At 43.8% G+C, this 16,685-nt stretch carries 15 protein-coding genes; 1 reads left to right on the plus strand and 14 read right to left on the minus strand.

The window, feature by feature from the left end; translation table 11 throughout:
* Positions 1–17: 17 nt before the first annotated feature.
* From BLQ81_RS11945 to bshA, 13 genes are all read right to left on the minus strand, one after another.
* Complete coding sequence (locus BLQ81_RS11945; RefSeq protein ID WP_092730270.1) at positions 18–1,343, minus strand: ATP-binding protein; 1,326 nt, start codon at positions 1,341–1,343, stop codon at positions 18–20.
* A gap of 147 nt (positions 1,344–1,490) precedes the next feature.
* Positions 1,491–2,075 carry a precorrin-2 dehydrogenase/sirohydrochlorin ferrochelatase family protein gene (locus BLQ81_RS11950; protein WP_092730272.1) on the minus strand — a complete coding sequence of 195 codons (585 nt, stop codon included), beginning with the start codon at positions 2,073–2,075 and terminating at the stop codon, positions 1,491–1,493.
* A 172-nt stretch (positions 2,076–2,247) separates the two neighbouring features.
* Entirely contained in the window at positions 2,248–3,042 is a 795-nt protein-coding gene (cobA, locus tag BLQ81_RS11955) for a uroporphyrinogen-III C-methyltransferase (RefSeq protein WP_092730274.1), read from the minus strand.
* Positions 3,039–5,138, minus strand: a complete 2,100-nt coding sequence (locus BLQ81_RS11960; RefSeq protein WP_092730276.1) for a HEPN domain-containing protein — start codon at positions 5,136–5,138, stop codon at positions 3,039–3,041. The genes cobA and BLQ81_RS11960 overlap by 4 nt, the downstream gene beginning before the upstream one ends.
* Positions 5,139–5,432: 294 nt before the next feature.
* Positions 5,433–6,692, minus strand: coding sequence for a sulfate adenylyltransferase subunit 1 (locus tag BLQ81_RS11965; RefSeq protein ID WP_092730278.1), 1,260 nt, complete (start codon positions 6,690–6,692; stop codon positions 5,433–5,435).
* Positions 6,693–6,893: 201 nt separating this feature from the next.
* A complete protein-coding gene (cysD, locus tag BLQ81_RS11970; RefSeq protein WP_092730280.1) occupies positions 6,894–7,793 on the minus strand; it encodes a sulfate adenylyltransferase subunit CysD in 900 nt (299 codons plus the stop codon).
* Between the two features lie 195 nt (positions 7,794–7,988).
* Entirely contained in the window at positions 7,989–8,693 is a 705-nt protein-coding gene (locus BLQ81_RS11975) for a phosphoadenylyl-sulfate reductase (protein ID WP_092730282.1), read from the minus strand.
* Complete coding sequence (locus BLQ81_RS11980) at positions 8,662–8,940, minus strand: DUF2061 domain-containing protein (RefSeq protein WP_092730284.1); 279 nt, start codon at positions 8,938–8,940, stop codon at positions 8,662–8,664. Before BLQ81_RS11980 ends, BLQ81_RS11975 begins: the two co-directional genes overlap by 32 nt.
* A 73-nt stretch (positions 8,941–9,013) precedes the next feature.
* On the minus strand, positions 9,014–9,430 hold the full coding sequence (locus tag BLQ81_RS11985; protein WP_092730285.1) for an RrF2 family transcriptional regulator: 417 nt from the start codon (positions 9,428–9,430) through the stop codon (positions 9,014–9,016).
* 219 nt (positions 9,431–9,649) lie between these two features.
* The gene (gene htpG / locus BLQ81_RS11990) at positions 9,650–11,536 is read right to left on the minus strand and encodes a molecular chaperone HtpG (RefSeq protein WP_092730287.1); all 1,887 of its coding nucleotides are present in this window, start codon (positions 11,534–11,536) and stop codon (positions 9,650–9,652) included.
* A 303-nt stretch (positions 11,537–11,839) separates the two neighbouring features.
* Positions 11,840–12,661 (minus strand): Rossmann-fold NAD(P)-binding domain-containing protein, encoded by an 822-nt coding sequence (locus BLQ81_RS11995; RefSeq protein ID WP_092730289.1) that lies wholly within the window; start codon positions 12,659–12,661, stop codon positions 11,840–11,842.
* Between the two features lie 248 nt (positions 12,662–12,909).
* On the minus strand, positions 12,910–13,536 hold the full coding sequence (locus BLQ81_RS12000) for a sterol desaturase family protein (protein WP_092730291.1): 627 nt from the start codon (positions 13,534–13,536) through the stop codon (positions 12,910–12,912).
* A gap of 123 nt (positions 13,537–13,659) precedes the next feature.
* Positions 13,660–14,796: an N-acetyl-alpha-D-glucosaminyl L-malate synthase BshA gene (gene bshA, locus BLQ81_RS12005; RefSeq protein ID WP_092730293.1), complete on the minus strand. Its 1,137-nt coding sequence runs from the start codon at positions 14,794–14,796 to the stop codon at positions 13,660–13,662.
* A gap of 174 nt (positions 14,797–14,970) precedes the next feature.
* On the opposite strand from bshA, the gene BLQ81_RS12010 reads away from it, so the two are divergent.
* Positions 14,971–16,305, plus strand: a complete 1,335-nt coding sequence (locus BLQ81_RS12010; RefSeq protein WP_092730295.1) for a M24 family metallopeptidase — start codon at positions 14,971–14,973, stop codon at positions 16,303–16,305.
* 152 nt (positions 16,306–16,457) lie between these two features.
* On the opposite strand, the gene BLQ81_RS12015 is transcribed toward BLQ81_RS12010, so the two are convergent.
* The coding region (locus BLQ81_RS12015) for a group II intron maturase-specific domain-containing protein (protein WP_317042029.1) at positions 16,458–16,685 on the minus strand (228 nt) is incomplete at its 5' end.

The following is a 16,685-nucleotide window of genomic DNA, read 5'->3' on the forward strand; positions in this document are numbered from 1 at the left end:
TTCTTGATTCGATTGTTTTACACTTTCAAAACAAAATCCAAAAAGTACTTCGTCCGATCTACCAAAAACAAAGGAATATTGATCAAGCCTTCTTGCTGGATCAGGTTTCTCATTGAAAATCTAATTTTAACTTTCGGATTATTTTCTTCCCCGTACACCGACAGACTTTTTCCCCGAATATTCTCAGCCGACTTAACCTCAATGGGAATCAATTCCCCCTCATGTTGTAATAAAAAATCCAATTCTGCTCTTCCGTTAGAAGTCCAATAGACAGGAGCATTGTCAAATTGCGCTAAAAGAGATTGAAGGATGTAATTTTCAGCTAAAGCACCTTTAAATTCTGAGAATAAATCATTTGGATTGAGGATCATTTTTGCATCTAACCCAGCCTTTTTCCTTAACAATCCGACATCCAAAAGATAGATTTTAAAAGCCGATAAATCCAAATAAGCCGGTAAGGGAATCGCAGCCTTATTGATTCTAGAAACTTTTTGAACCAGGCCTGCCTGAATTAACCAAGTTAAAGCATCTTCATACTCCCTGGCTCTTGCTCCGGGCTTCACCACTTGATAAAGAAATTTTTTATTTTCTTTAGCCAATTGAGAAGGTATAGAATCCCAGATATACGCTATTTTTTGGATATCCTTTGATGGAACATGCTTGGAAAAATCCAACTGATAAGCCTGATTGATATTATCCAAAAGCTCTTCCACACGACTCAAATCACCATTTTCGGCAATTTCTCGAGCAGGTTCAGGCATTCCACCAGAAATCATGAACAGCCTAAAGCTTTCCGAAATTCGATTGACAAAATAATCGAGTAGTGGTTCCACCTTTTCAATTCCCCGAATAAATTCTGCCATTTCTGGATCTTTTTGGTTTAGAAATTCCAAAAAAGTTAATGGATGAATTTCCAAAAACTCGACTTTGCCTACAGGAAACGAAGAATAATTCCCCAGAGTAACTCCAAGTAAGGATCCAGCCCCAATCACATGGTAAGCCTCATCTGATTCCTCAAAATATTTAAGTGAATTTAAAGCCTCTTTGCATTCTTGGATTTCATCAAAAATAATAAGTGTGTTTCTTGGCTCAATTGAAAATCCAACCACCAAAGAAAGATTTTGGATAATTCGTTTAGGGTCCTTTGTCAATTCAAAAAATTGCTTGAGATCAGGTTGCCGATCAAAATTAAAATAGGCAGTCTTTTCGTATTCCTTTTTCCCAAACCATTTCAAAATCGAAGTTTTACCGACCTGTCTGGCACCTTTCAGGAGTAATGGCTTTGGCTTTGGCCTGCTTGTCCAAGCTTTCAATTGGAAAGTTACTTCACGTTCGAAAAACATAAAATCACATTTTACCCTACAAAAATGTGAAAAAAATCACATAATCCGCACATAAGATGTGATTTTTGGCTTTTAACTGACACAAGACAATAATGTGACAACCAAAATCAGGCAAGCTCACTTTGTCTAGCGTCTAGCGTCTCGTGTCTAATTTCTTGTGTCTTTCCTCACCAATCCCTCAGTAATCTCATTCATTGCCTTCACTTTAAATTCAAAATCTCCCTTTAAAGTCTCCCGATATGCATTCAGATTGAGCAGCAGGTCATCGATTTCCTCAGGAAGCACTTCTTCCAACAGTTGCCGCAGTCGTTTGGCTGTGGTTGGGGATTTGCCATTGGTGCTGATGGCGATTTTCAGGTTGCCTTTGGTTACGATTCCACCTAGATAGAAATCGCACAATTCAGGTGTATCCGCAATGTTGACTAATAAAAAGCGCTCCTTTGCTTCGTCTCGGATCTGTCGGTTTACAGCCTTGTTGTCGGTAGCTCCAATCACAAGATGTTTCCCGCCAAGATACTTTTCGTGATAAAGATCCTCAATCAAAGTTACCGTATCGGCTTTTGCCGCCACTTCCAAAAACTCCGGTCTGAATTCCTTTGAAACCACAGTCACTTGTGCTTCTGGGCTAGATTTCAATAGAAATTCCAACTTTTCCGTAGCCACAAAACCTCCTCCGACCAGCAGGACATTGAGTTCATGGACTTTGAGGAAAATGGGGTAGAGATGGTTCATTTTATTAGAAGCAAGACATTAGATACAAGATTTGAGAAAGTTGTAAGGTTGTAAGGTTGGAATGTGGTAGGGTTAGGAAGCTCAACTAGATTTCATTTATCGGAAAATATTGCCTCATATGGCTTCGACTCCGCTCAGCCTGACACGATTTTCGACGCTTATGGATTGCCAATTACAATTGATTTCTGGTTACTGCAAACTGTGACTGCCTACTGACCACTCTATACACCTCCGCCAATTTCACACTTTCTTTGACAACTTCCCCAACAATTATTATCGCTGGAGCCTCGGCTTGGGCTTCTTTTGCTTTGTGCTCAATGTCGGAAATATACCCGGCCACAATCTTTTCTTCAGAAGTGGTTCCGCTTTGAATAATTGCGATTGGAAGGTCTGACTTTCCAAATTGCTGGTAAACCTTCACGATTTCAGCCAGCTTTTTGGTGCCCATCAAGATCACAACCGTAGCTGTTGATCGTGCGGCCAAAGCCAAATCACGTGATAATTCTCCCGAAGAAGTTGTTCCTGTTACTACCCAAAAACTTTCGGACACACCACGTTTGGTCACGGGAATCCCCGCCGAAGCCGGAACTGCAATTGCCGAAGTAATTCCCGGAACCAAAGCAGTGGGTATCCCAAACGCCTCGATGTATTCAATTTCTTCTGCACCCCGACCGAAGACAAAGGGATCTCCACCTTTAAGTCTCACAACGTGTCCATGCTTTTTTGCCAAACTGACGCAAAGTTGATTCGTGTCTTCCTGAGGAGTTGAGTGTTTTCCTACGCGCTTGCCAACAAAGATTTTTAAGGCAGTATCCGGCGCATGCTTGAGCAAAACCGGATCGATCAAAGCATCATAGAGCACCACATCTGCGGTGTTCAAAGCCAAGATTGCCTTCAAAGTGATCAGTTCAGGATCTCCCGGACCGGCGCCGACGAGCGTTACTTTTGGATTGATGGTAGTTCTCATGCTTCCACTTCCTCCTCACGATATGTTTTTAGCAGGCTATAAACTTCCATGGCCTGTTTTGCATAAGCTTTGGCAAATTCTTCAGTCGGTTCGTACTGATTGATCTGATAAACTTTCTCTGCGAAAGTGCCTTCCATATTGATTTTGCCAGTTTCGACAAATTTCTCATCGAAAAGGGAAATGATATTCGCATAGCTATTCGTGCTGGTATCTTCACTGAGCAACAATGCTTTTGCGGCATTGATCAGTCCTGCATAATGGTGGTAAATGCTGTCTGACCAACGGCCCTGCTCCAAAGCCTCTTTGCCGAGTTCGAGTTTTTCCAAAGCTTCTAGGAGCAAAGTAGCCACCAAGTCGATCACGACTCCAGCGCATTCACCCACACCAACCGCCACTTCATAGGCCTCATTGTGTCCCCAATCCACAGAGTCGGAAACTGTCACTGTCGATGCATCACTGAGTTCCTTTAGCAATTCATAGAAATACATTTGACCCTGCCGATCATAATAATTTAGGAAATCAATCCCTCCGGCATTTTTCTCAAAATCATCCAACAAAACTCTCAAAGCCTGAGGCCCTCGACGACTTGGAACTTTGGTCACCTTATCAGCAAAACGTCCGTTTCCATCACCCAAATTTCCTCCGCCAAGGAGCACTTGGAGTGCAGGCACAACGGTTTTCCCAGATTTCATAGACATGCCCTGAAATCCGATATGCGCCATGTTGTGCTGTCCACAAGCGTTCATGCAACCCGAGATTTTGATCACCAAATCCTGATTTTGAAGGTATTGGGGATATTCCTCGAGAATGACTTTCTCAAGCTCGACAGCAATACCTGTAGAGCTTGCGATTCCAAGATTACAGGTATCTGTACCTGGGCAAGCCGTAATGTCACCAAGAGTATTATAACCGCGCTGTCCAAGGCCGATTTTCTGAAGTTCCTGATAGAAAAAAGGAACTAGGTCTTCACGCACATCCCGGATCAGGAAGTTTTGACGAAGGGTAAACCGCACTTCGTTATTCGCATATTTTTCCACCAAATCTGCCAAGGCTCTCGCCTGATCGATGTAAAAATCACCAAGCGGCACTTTCACTCCGATGGCTACATAGCCTTTCTGCTTTTGTGGCAGTACATTGGTCAGTTTCCAAAGCTCGAAATCCAATCCGGGTTCTTTTTCGAGGGTCGGACTTTCGGGATTGGGAAGGGTTTTTCCCGATTCATAGTCTTCAAAATCCAGCGGGAAACTTGAAAAAGGCAGTGCCTTTCGCTCTTTTTCCACCAAATCCAAAAATGCCTCAACTCCCAGGTCTTTGACCAAAAACTTCATTCTGGCCTTGTTTCTTCTGGCCCGCTCTCCATGCCGGTCAAAGATCCGGAGCACCGCCTCAGTAAACGGGATGATCTGATCCGTTTCCACAAACTCAGAAATCATATCCGCATGTCGGGGCTGAGAACCCAAACCACCTCCGAGGAGAACTTTAAACCCCCTAACCTCTTTCCCATCTACGGTTTTCACTTTTGGGATAAAGCCCAAATCATGCAAATAACTCAAGGCAATGTCTTCATCCGAAGAAGAAAAGGACATTTTGAACTTACGGCCCATTTCCTGGCAAACCGGATTTCTCAAAAAGTATCGGAAAGTGGCATCCGCATAAGGAGTCACGTCAAAAGGCTCTTTGGGATCAATTCCTGCCAGTTCGGATGCTGTGACATTTCGAACCGTATTCCCACAGGCTTCTCGCAAGGTGACATCATCCCGCTCCAATTCGGCCCACAGCTCAGGAGTCCGATCCAAACTCACGTAGTGAATCTGAATGTCCTGACGTGTGGTGATGTGAAGTCTTCCTGTGGAATACTCCTCCGAAACCTTGCAGATTCTTCGCAATTGAGAGGATGTTACCCGCCCATAAGGCAATTTGATGCGGATCATCTGTACGCCTTGCTGCCGCTGTCCATAGACACCACGGGCAAGACGCAGACTGCGAAATTTTTCCTCATCGATTTTTCCCTCGCGGAAAAGGGCGATTTTTCGTTCCAATTCCAGGATATCTCGTTCTACAATCGGATTTTCCAGTTCGGTTCTGAAGCTTTGCATGGTTACGATAGGTTTTCCCTATAGGGATAGTGCTTTTTAATTAAATCGATTCTTCATTCGTATTTCAATCTTCGGAGTTCAATATTCAGCATTCAGTGTTCATTATTTTTAAATATCGAATGTCGAACATCGAATAATGAATAGCGAAGTCTTGAATGCCGTCGTGAGTGTCTCCACTCATGGCATTTCAGTTTTTTTTAAATGCTACTGCTGTTTTTTTAATATTGAACACCGAACATCGAATATTGAACATCGAAGTTCGGGTACTTGATACTTGATACTGATATCTAGATACTATTCAATAAACCCAACAGAAACCGTATCATAGCTTCCCTCATCGATCAGAATAAAGCTTCCGTTCGACTTATTGTCATGATAGGAATCAAAGTGGATCGGTTTGCTCAGACGGAAATGAACACGCCCGATATCATTCAACTTGAGCTGATCTGCTTCCTCAGTTCCAGTAAAATCGGTATGAATTCGGCTTTCAATCTGATCGACTTTTGCCAATACCCGGTTGATACCGTGCTGAAGAATGTACTTACCTCCAACTTTCAAAGCTTTGCTATTCACTTGGCAAATGGTGGCGGAAAGTATTTTCTCACTTTTAGGCACAAAACCACTTTTCACAATCATATCCCCACGGCTGCAATCCACTTCTGTCGTCAAGGTGATGGCAATCGATGATCCGGGAGCCGCTTCCTCCAATTCCTGATCGAAGAAATGAATGCTTTTGATCGTGGATTCATTTCCGGATGGAAGCACAGTCACAGCATCCCCAACTTTCAGACTTCCTCCGTAGAGTTTACCAGAGAAACCCCTGAAATCATGGTATGCTTCTGTTTTTGGTCGAATCACATATTGAATAGGAAATCTCGCTACGGTACTTTCCTGCAAATCCTCAGGTTCGAGAATCTCCAAATGATCCAAAAGTGTATTTCCGAGGTACCAAGGCATGTGTTCGGATTTTCGGGCGATGTTTTCACCCTTCAATGCTGAGACCGGAATAAATGTAATTTGCTCCTGATGGAAATCACTTTTCTCCACAAGCGCATCAAAATCAGCTTTGATTTTCAGATAAATATCCTCGTCATATCCGACCAAATCCATTTTATTAATCGCTACTACCACATGTGAAATGCGAAGCAGGTTAGCAATAAAGAAATGTCGGTAGGTCTGCTCAATGACACCCTTGCGAGCGTCAATCAGAATGATCGCAACATTCGAAGTCGAAGCACCGGTCACCATATTTCGGGTGTACTCCACATGGCCGGGCGTATCCGCTACAATGAAATTGGTTTTTTCAGTATTGAAATAAATATGAGCAACGTCAATTGTTATTCCTTGCTCTCGTTCAGCAACCAATCCGTCAGTTGCCAATGAAAAATCCAGATAATCGTAGCCGCGTTGCCTGGAACTGCGTTCGATGGCTTCGATTTTGTCAGTAGTGAGGGACTTTGTATCGTATAGCAACCGCCCGATCAGCGTGCTTTTACCGTCATCAACTGAGCCTGCAGTGGCGATTTTTATGAGTTTTCTGCCTTGTATATCCATAGTTTAATTCTTTGTCAACGGTCGACGGACCACAGTCTACGGCCAATTCGTTTTTCGATTTACTGCTTTCCCGAAAGCAGAACTTCTTGTTGTCCTGCTTCTTCGGAAGCACAACTTTTAATTCTGAAATGCTGCTTCTAGAGAAGTAGCACAGCCAATCGGGAAATTCTCTTGCTTCTTGTGTCTAGTATCTTGTGTCTATCAAAAGTATCCAACCTTCTTCCTCGTCTCCATCGCTGCTTCGGAACGCTTATCATCAATTCTCGCACCTCGCTCTGAAATCGTCGAGTCCCGAATTTCGGCCACTACATCATCCAATGTGATAGCTTCTGAAAGCACAGCGGCAGTACAGGTCATATCCCCAACGGTTCTGAAGCGGACCATTTTCTCTTCAACCAACTCTGTTTGCTCTCTGTAAACATGCTCGTTGGCAGTCCAGATCATTCCGTCACGGAAGAATACCTCACGCTTATGCGCAAAGTAGATCGAAGGAATCTCGATATTTTCAGTTTTGATATACTCCCACACGTCGAGTTCAGTCCAGTTGGAAATCGGGAAAACGCGAACGTTCTGCCCGACGTGGATTTTTCCATTCAGCATATCGAAAAGCTCCGGACGCTGATTCTTTTCGTCCCACTGACCGAAGTCATCCCGCACAGAAAAAACACGCTCTTTGGCTCTGGCTTTCTCTTCGTCTCTTCTTGCTCCACCGATACAAGCGTCAAACTTAAATTCTTCGATGGCATCAAGCAATGTGGTTGTTTGAAGGGTATTCCGGCTCGCATAGCGGCCGCGCTCCTCACGCACTTTACCCTGATCGATGGAATCTTGGACGTTTCTGACAATCAGTTCCAGACCCAATTCGGCAACCAATTTGTCCCGAAACTCGATGGTTTCCGGGAAATTGTGGCCAGTATCAACATGCAGGAGTGGAAAAGGAATCTTTGCTGGAAAAAAAGCCTTTTGAGCCAATCTCACCAGGGTGATGGAGTCTTTTCCTCCCGAAAAAAGCAAAACCGGACGCTCAAATTGCGCCGCCACTTCTCTCAGGATGTGGATCGATTCTGCTTCTTTGGGATTAGGTATGAATAGGTTTGACATAGGGAATTACGATTTTTGATTTACGATTTACGCTGCCTTCAACATTCGTTATTCAGCATTCGCTGTTCGTTATTTCTTCTATTCTCTTATTTTCAATTTTCACAAATCCTCCAATTTTTCAATATCGAATGTCGAACCTCGAATGTCGAATGATGAAGATTTTAGTCTTGGTTCTTGTATCTAGCTTCTTGCTTCTCACCTACTATGCAGCCCACACTCCTTTTTCGAGTCTTCCCACCACCAACGGCCGGCGCGGGCGTCTTCGCCGGGGAGAATTGCCCGGGTACAGGGAGCGCATCCAATGCTGACAAATCCCTGATCGTGTAGCGGATTATATGGAATTCGATGTTCGTTGATATACCCAATCATCTGATCAAAAGTCCAGTTCAATAGCGGATTGTACTTGATGATCTGATTTCCTTCGTCCCACTCGATGTGCTTCATATCGCTCCGATTGGCGCTCTGTTCGGCTCTGAGTCCAGTAATCCACACTTGATTCCCCGCCAAGGCTCGCTTCAACGGTTCCACTTTTCTGACAAAGCAACAAGATTTTCTATTTTCTACCGAGTCATAAAACCCATTGATTCCTATCTCATCCACCAATTTTTCCACGGAAGAAGTCTCGGGATAATAGACTTTGATACGGGTTTTGTATTTGCTTTCTGTTCTCGAAAGAAGCTCCAAAGTCTCAGGAAACAGCCGCCCAGTATCCAGAGAAAAAATCTGAATCGGTAAGTTTTGCGAAGCAATCAATTGTGTAATCACCTGATCTTCCTGACCCAAGGAGGTAGAAAACACGACTTTCCCCGGAAAGAGGTCGGCAATCAATGCCAGGCCTTCTTCCGCTGAAAGTGCGCTAAGCTTCGCTTCAAGATCTGACAAGTTCTGTTGCTGGCTCATTGATTTTTTCTTTAGTTGCATTCTCCCATACCCGTTCGTGCACGTAGTACAACAATATTTTGGTGACCACTTCAACGGAACCTATGGATACCGCCATTACCAGTTGACCGGTTATGATAAAGGATATGACTATCTTATCCATGATACCCACAATCCTCCAGGAAATTGACTTGAGCAAACTTTTGGCATTGCTGTCTTTTCCGGGTTTGGAGAAAAAAAGCCTCTTGGCGAATTGGTCTGAAATCATGAAGTTATATACGAAGGGAGAGACAAAAGTATATAAACCCTATAAAAATTATAGACTTAATGATAAAAAAATTTTATTCGCCGTCTAGAATATCCTGTAAAGTCTTGTTTTCCAATATTTTAAGTGTCTCGTCTCGGACTTGAATCATAACCTTATTGATACCGCAATGAGCTTCATCCTTGCATTCGGCACAGGGTTCATAATAGTTGAGACTGACACAGGGAAGCAAAGCAATGGGTCCATCCAATAGTCGAATAACTTTGGAAAGGGGAATATCTTTGGGTTCTTTGATCAGATAATACCCCCCGCCTTTTCCTTTTTTGCTGCCAAGGTAGCCGGCCTTCCGGAGTTCGAGGAGGATATTTTCTAGGAACTTATGCGAAATCCCATGCTCCTCCGCGATATCCTGAATCAGGACAGTTTTAGTTTCACGGTGCTTGCCGAGGTAAGTTAGGGCATGAAGGGCGTACTTGGTCTTTTTGGAAAGCATGATCAAAAATACAGGATTTCTCCAAATAGCCTAGTACGGGGGTGGGGAATTGAAAAATCCCCGACTTATGCCGGGGATTGGGATAAAAACCTTTGAGGTTTTAGAAACCTCGAAGGTTTCCAAATAAAACCCTTCGACTCTAGTCACACTGAGCGGAGTCGAAGTGTCAGGGTGAAAAAAGACCTTCGGGGTTTTTGGAAACCCCAAAGGTCTCTCATATCAAATCATCTCCACACTTCGCTTAACGAAGGCAGTCAGATCTTTACCGGTCAATAAGCCTTGGGAAAGTAATGCCAAGTCAAAAGCCTGCTTGGCCAATCGCTCTTTTTCTTCTTCAGACTCGGCCTTTAGTACTTTGTCTACCATGGGGTGATTTCCGTTGATGGCGACTTTGTAGCTGTCAGGCAGACTGCCATAGAAGCTCATCGGTCCGCCTCCGTTCTGCGCCATATCCTTCATCCGACGCATCCACTCTTCCATGGTGATGGTGACAGGCATCTCTTCCGGACTAAGGCCTTCTACCTCCACGGTGTAGTTTTTATTATTGATCGCCTTTTCGAAGAGCTCCTTCACCACTTTGCTTTGATCTTCGGTGAGGAGATTGGCGTAGGTAGAATCCGTTTGAATCAATTTCTCGACCACATCGGCATCCACTCTCTTGAGTTGGGTCTTTTCCAACTTAGTCTCCAAATGCTGGATAAAGTGACTGTCAATCGGCGAATCCAATACCAAGACATCAAAGCCTTTCTTCTCAGCAGACTGGATAAATCCATCCTGCTTATTCAGGTCAGTGGCGTACAAGAAAATCGTCTGCTCGTTTTTGTCAGTTTGGATAGCCTTTACCTTTTCACGGTATTCGTCCAAGGTGAAGTATTCGTCTTTTGTATTTTTAAGCAGCGTAAACTCCTTGCCTTTTTCGTAGAATTTATCTTCGGAGATCATCCCGTACTTCACGAAGAGTCCGATATCGCTCCACTTGGCTTCGTAGGCTTTTCTGTCTTTTTTGTACAGTTCAGAAAGTTTGTCAGCTACCTTTTTGGTGATGTAGTTGTTAATTTTCTTCACGTTACCATCAGCTTGCAAGAAGCTTCGGGATACGTTAAGCGGAATGTCCGGAGAATCAATCACCCCATGAAGCAGCATCAGGAATTCAGGAACGATGTCCTTCACCTCATCTGTGATAAATACCTGACGGCTGAAAAGTTTGATTTTATTGCGCTGAAGCTCGAATTCGTTTTTGACCTTCGGGAAATACAACACTCCGGTCAAGTTGAAAGGATAATCCACATTCAGGTGAATCCAGAAAAGCGGATCCTCACCCATTGGATAGAGGCTCTTGTAGAATGCGAGGTAATCCTCGTCCTTCAAATCGCTTGGCGACTTGGTCCAAAGTGGCGCAGTCGTATTGATGATGTTGTCCACTTCGACAGACTTCCACTTTTTCTCACCTTTGTCATCGATGCCGTCTTCTACAGACTCGGATTTGGTTCCGAACTTGATCGGTACGGGAAGGAATTTTGCGTATTTATCTAAGATTCCCTGAAGCTTCCACTTGTCGAGGAACTCTTCGGAATCCTCGTTGATGTGCAGGATAATGTCTGTACCACGGGTTTTCTTTTTGCCCTTTTTGATCTCAAACTCGGTGCTGCCGTCGCAAGTCCAAATGGCAGGTTCTGCGCCATCCTGATAGGAAAGCGTGTGGATTTCCACGTTTTTGGCGACCATGAATGCGGAGTAGAAACCCAAACCAAACTTACCGATGATCTCATTGGCATCTTTGGCATCTTTGAATTTCTCGACGAATTCGGTGGCACCGGAGAAAGCAATCTGGTTGATGTACTTTTTGATCTCCTCGGCAGTCATTCCGAGACCTTTGTCGGAGATGGTGATGGTTTTCTTTTTCTCATCAAAAGCCACTTCGACAGTCACATCACCCAGTTCGCCGGTGTACTGACCTAATGTCGCGAGTCGCTTGATTTTTTGGGTCGCATCTACCGCGTTGGAGACGAGTTCCCGAAGGAAAATCTCATGGTCGGAGTATAGGAATTTCTTGATAATCGGGAAAATGTTCTCGGTATGGATCGAGATCGTGCCTTTTTCCTGCATGGGTATAAGTCGGTTTAAAGATTACAAAATAGTTACGTGTGCAGGGTATCAATGCCTGTTCCAAGAGTGAAAAAGTGACAAGATGACAGAATTTTATAGAGACATGCTACGCGAGATAGAAAGAGATATGCTTCGCGAAATAAAAAGGAAATAAGTTTTGCGAAATACTATGGAAATAAGCCCTCCTTCGTCGGGGGAAATAGTAGTAATAGCCCCCTATGAAGATACTAGACCTGAGGAGCTATTGACAGAAATATTTCGCGCCCGAAGGGTGCTTTGTTTCAATTGTATTTCAACTGTGTTTCAACTGTATTTAAAACCCAATGGATCCTGAAACTCAAACTCAAATCCCGTCTCCAAAATCTTACTGGAATCAATCAAGCGATCTAAACCTTCCGGTTCGTTTTGATAACTGGTTGGAGGATCAATCCCGAATTCCACAGCATTTTTTTCATAAATCTCCCTCCGCAGGGGATGAATCGGAGCTACTCCATTGAAAGTTTGATTCCAGAGCTCTTTTTCAATCACCCAAGCCAAAATTCCCACTGCATCATTCTGATGGATAAAGTTGACCCGGGTATGACCCGCTACATTTTCCCTTCCTGAAAAATACTTCCCCGGAATCCGATCATTTCCCATCAAACCACCAAATCGGACAATCGTCAAATCATAACTTCGCCCTTTTTCCATCAGCTGCTCCGATCGGAAAAGAATGTCATTCCCTGCGTTTTCTAAAGTCATTGGAAATTCCTCGGAATACGCTTCCTCAGACAGGGAATCAGGATAAATACCTGTGCTGGAGACAAAAATCACCCTCTTAATAGGCGAATTATCAAGCAGACTTCTGAGGTATTTGAGTTGCTCCAGGTGGAATTCTCCATTTCCCGAACGGATCCTCGGAGGAATATTGACTACCAGGATCTCAGCCTGAAAGAGGGAATTGAAGCCGATTCCTTCGGGATGGGGATTTAAGGAAAACCGGATCGCCTTGAGTCCACTTTTGGAAAGGTTCTCCTGCTTTTCGGCAGAAGTGGTAGATCCCAAGACTTGGAAACCTTTTTCCTTCAATTGAATGCCTAAAGGTTCACCTATCCAACCTAGACCAATGATTGATACTGTTCGCATAATTTATTTTTGCCACTACGACTCAAAGACGGTAAGTCTTAGTTACAAGTTATTGGGTTACTTGTTTTTTGTAACATATATAGAGTTCAAATTTAAAATTTCTAAAATCTGATTTTTTAAAAAATGTCGAATATCGAATGCTAAATTATGAATGTCGAAGTACTACAGAATTTTAGATTTTAAACTTCTTTGCGGCTTGGCGACTTAGTGGCAACCCCCAACAAAAAACCTCCCGTAGGAGGCTTTTTTTAATCTTTTTTGGGCAAGGTGCCCAACAAGTAATCCCAAAGTGGTGAACTTACGCCAAAGGAAGTATCGGGATCTTTGTAATGGTGAATTGCATGATTTACCCAAAGTATTTTCAGGAAATTCTTAGGGGGATTGAAGCGGTGTACAATAAAGTGGACACTCAAATACGCAGTATATCCGATCAGAAATCCGGGTAGAAAATACAGGGAATACTCCCCCATAATCAAATTGAAGATCAAATATAAAATCGCAGCATAGGCAGCGCTGACAAAGGGCGGCATGGCCAATCGATCCTTGTCCCTCGGATAGTCGTGGTGAACACCATGCACTGAATACTGCAGCTTATCTTTCAAGGGAGTATCCGGTTCCATGTGAAAGAAATGCTTGTGCATCATGTATTCCACGAAAGTGAATGCAAACATTCCCAAAAACATCACCAATAAACCAATTCCCAATCCAATCTCCGTAGTAGTCAAGGCATAATAAAAGGATACCGAAGCAATTGACATAAATAAGGTGATCGGCACCATGATGTGGGTTCTGGAAAGTCTTTCCAGAATCGGACTAGAAAACATATGGGCCGAACCAAAATTGTCAGGCTTTTCCAATCTTCCAATCTTTTTCATAGATAAATAATAAGTTAAGAAAGCAAATGAATTAATTACCGTTCATGGGCTTAACTCAGCCGTAAAGATAAGGTTTTTGAGCTTTGTGTAAATATTTTTGAAGCTGATTTATATCAATAAATCTCAGACTTCCGTCAAGGTTGAAGCTATAGTTTTCTCATAATAAGCAACATATAGAGGGAGAATCTGGTCTATATCAAAAACCTTGGCTCTTGCAAGTGCCCGCTCTTTGAAACCTTGAAGATTTTCATCCGCCAAAATAATCTTGGCTTTTAGAGTCATGTCTTCGACATCGCCCACGTTACAGCAAAATCCCGTCACCCCATCCAGGTTCAATTCCGGAATACCACCGGCATTGGAAGATAAAACCGGCACCTCACAGGCCATTGCCTCCAATGCGGCAAGTCCAAAGCTCTCTTTTTCCGAAGGCATCAAAAACAAATCGGCTACAGAAAGGACCTCTTCAACGGCATCAAGCTTTCCTAAAAAGCGGATATCGTCACAAGTCCCGAGTGTTCGGCAAAGTCGCTCCATACGATCTCGCTCCGGTCCATCCCCTACCAAAAGTAATTTGACGGGAATGGTCTTTCTCACCTCATAAAACACCTGAATCACATCCTCTACGCGCTTTACCTTTCGAAAATTGGAAGTATGAACAAGTAATTTTTCACCCTGTGGACAAATCGCCATTTTAAAGTGATCCTTCCGCTGGCGTTTGAAGCGCTCCAAGTCAATAAAATTTGGGATGACTTCTATGTCTCTTTTGATATCAAAGTACTCATAGGTTTCTTTTCTCAAGTCCTCTGATACCGCTGTTACCCCATCCGATTGATTGATAGAAAAAGTAACGACAGGCTCATAACTTGGGTCTTTGCCCACTAGCGTGATATCTGTTCCATGCAGCGTAGTCACTACCGGAATCTGAATCCCCTCTGTCTTCAGTATCTGCTTGGCCATATAGGCCGCCGAAGCATGAGGTATGGCATAATGCACATGGAGCAAATCCAAATTTTCATATTTTACCACACTGACCATTTTGCTGGCAAGCGCAAGTTCGTAAGGAGCATGCTCAAACAGCGGGTAGCTTTTGATATCTACTTCATGATAGAATAAATTTTCACTGAAAAAATCAAGCCGCATCGGTTGCTTGTAAGTGATGAAATGAACCTCATGGCCGACTTTTGCCAAGCCTTTGCCAAGTTCTGTGGCGACTACGCCACTGCCCCCAAAAGTAGGGTAACAAACAATTCCTATTTTCATTTTCAGCTATTTCTGCTACTGGATTTTGACTTTTAACACGACTACTGCCTTGTTTTGTTCAAATTACTCCTTTTTTCCATTTGTATTCCTGAATGTTAACATGTTGCATTTTCAGGAGTCGGGTTTTGCAGGGAAAAAATCCTGATTATTTTCACCATATATTTAATTTTAACAATGAAAAACCCACTCTTCCTTTTTGGATTGCTAGCCTTAATTTGGGCTTGCCAACCTGCTGAAAAAGCAGCTCTTGAAACTGAAAAAATCAATCCCGCCGCCTATTGGGGAGAAAATCCCTGGCCGGAAATCCGAAAAAAACGGATCAATCAGCTCCTTCCCGAAGCCTTAAAAAATGCCGGAGTCGATTTATGGCTGGTCATCTGCCGTGAAAATTACAATGATCCCATTGCTACCCACGTCGGTGGAGAAAATGCAAGCGGAACAGCGGCATTTCTTTTTTATAATGATCAAAGCGGTTTTCATTCCCTGGTTTTTTCACCAGAAGGTGAGGCTACTGCCCTGGATGACCTGGATATCCATGAAAAGGTCGAGCGAGTGCCGAGAGGAGAATCAGCCGTGGCCAAAGCGGTAGAATTCATCAAAAAAACAGGGTTCTCCAAAGTGGCAATTAACTCCTCTGAAAGTAATGAGATGGCAGACGGTCTTACGCATAGTCAGTATCTGGATTTGGCTAGATTGATGGGAAAAGATGCCTCCAAACTGATATCCTCAGAGGATTTGGTTTACGAGTGGCTGTCAATCAAACTTCCGGAGGAAGTGGAAATCCTGAAAAAAGCAGCGCAATTGGCGGCAGATTTCCAAGTCGAGGCCTATGCAATGATCCAACCTGGTAAGACTACTGACGCAGACGTGGCCAAATTCCTCAAAGCAAAAATGGCGGAATACGGAGTGGCCGATGCTTGGCATCCCGACCAAAACCCAAATGTCAACTCAGGTCCCGATCGGGGACATTCACATGCCACGGACAAGGTCATTATGCCTGGAGATGTAATTCAGACTGATTTTGGTGTCAAACTTTACGGGATTTGGGTCAGCGACATTCAGCGTTTTGCCTACGTACTGAAAGATGGGGAAACCAAAGCTCCTGCAGCTATTCAGCAATATTGGGACTTTGGAAAGGCCGGAAGCCGAATTGCATTGGCGGCGATGAAGCCCGGAGTTAAAGGTGAAGATGTGGATCGGGCGCAGCGCGACCTGATGGATGCCAACGGCTCGCTGTATGTACCCTGGAGTACCGGGCACCCTGTCGGCTATGTCGCACACGATGTGGGACCAAATCTTGGTGGAGCAAGAATTCCTACTCCAAGGCCCGCCGCCCAAAAGCTTTTGAAAAAAGGGATGACCTTCGCCTTTGACGGATTTCACTGCTGGAAGCAAGCCGATGGTACCGAGAAAACCATCTCTGTGGAAGAGATGGCTGTGGTCACTGATACCGGAGCAGAATATCTGATTACGCCACAGGAAGACTTGATTTTGGTGGGTAAAAAGTAGGAAAACAAGGGAACTAAGAATGGAGAAGGCCGGGAGACTGGCCTTTTTGTATTTACAAGTCGAGTAGGTAAGGGGAATTTCACCCCAAACCTCTCACAGCACCATGCGTGATAGTCTCTCCGCCGCGGCGGACGCTTCCAAAGTCAGGTCCCCTACTTTTTACCAAGAGTTGGTGGTACAAGTTGCCAATGTGCGAATAGATTTGGCTTTCCCCGGTAAACTGTTACCAGCCACCTGATAGCCTTTCTTTTACCCATTCTCCGTTTCTGAGCCATCTTCCATTCTATCAATTTTCTGTTCAGCCAATACCACAATCCTACCGTAGTCCATTTATGGAACTTGCAGTAATAATTGATCCAGCCCTTTATCATCACATTGAT

Source organism: Algoriphagus alkaliphilus (assembly GCF_900103735.1).
Taxonomy (GTDB): Bacteria; Bacteroidota; Bacteroidia; order Cytophagales; family Cyclobacteriaceae; genus Algoriphagus; species Algoriphagus alkaliphilus.

What these genes read in the sequence shown, in the direction of transcription:
- BLQ81_RS12010 (WP_092730295.1), top strand. Translation starts at nt 14,971, where the DNA reads ATGAAAAACCCACTCTTCCTTTTTGGATTGCTAGCCTTAATTTGGGCT.
- htpG (WP_092730287.1), bottom strand. Translation starts at nt 11,536, where the DNA reads ATGCAGGAAAAAGGCACGATCTCGATCCATACCGAGAACATTTTCCCG.
- BLQ81_RS11980 (WP_092730284.1), bottom strand. Translation starts at nt 8,940, where the DNA reads ATGATTTCAGACCAATTCGCCAAGAGGCTTTTTTTCTCCAAACCCGGA.
- BLQ81_RS11985 (WP_092730285.1), bottom strand. Translation starts at nt 9,430, where the DNA reads ATGCTTTCCAAAAAGACCAAGTACGCCCTTCATGCCCTAACTTACCTC.
- BLQ81_RS11950 (WP_092730272.1), bottom strand. Translation starts at nt 2,075, where the DNA reads ATGAACCATCTCTACCCCATTTTCCTCAAAGTCCATGAACTCAATGTC.
- cobA (WP_092730274.1), bottom strand. Translation starts at nt 3,042, where the DNA reads ATGAGAACTACCATCAATCCAAAAGTAACGCTCGTCGGCGCCGGTCCG.
- BLQ81_RS12000 (WP_092730291.1), bottom strand. Translation starts at nt 13,536, where the DNA reads ATGAAAAAGATTGGAAGATTGGAAAAGCCTGACAATTTTGGTTCGGCC.
- bshA (WP_092730293.1), bottom strand. Translation starts at nt 14,796, where the DNA reads ATGAAAATAGGAATTGTTTGTTACCCTACTTTTGGGGGCAGTGGCGTA.
- BLQ81_RS11945 (WP_092730270.1), bottom strand. Translation starts at nt 1,343, where the DNA reads ATGTTTTTCGAACGTGAAGTAACTTTCCAATTGAAAGCTTGGACAAGC.
- BLQ81_RS11995 (WP_092730289.1), bottom strand. Translation starts at nt 12,661, where the DNA reads ATGCGAACAGTATCAATCATTGGTCTAGGTTGGATAGGTGAACCTTTA.
- BLQ81_RS11975 (WP_092730282.1), bottom strand. Translation starts at nt 8,693, where the DNA reads ATGAGCCAGCAACAGAACTTGTCAGATCTTGAAGCGAAGCTTAGCGCA.
- BLQ81_RS11965 (WP_092730278.1), bottom strand. Translation starts at nt 6,692, where the DNA reads ATGGATATACAAGGCAGAAAACTCATAAAAATCGCCACTGCAGGCTCA.
- BLQ81_RS11960 (WP_092730276.1), bottom strand. Translation starts at nt 5,138, where the DNA reads ATGCAAAGCTTCAGAACCGAACTGGAAAATCCGATTGTAGAACGAGAT.
- cysD (WP_092730280.1), bottom strand. Translation starts at nt 7,793, where the DNA reads ATGTCAAACCTATTCATACCTAATCCCAAAGAAGCAGAATCGATCCAC.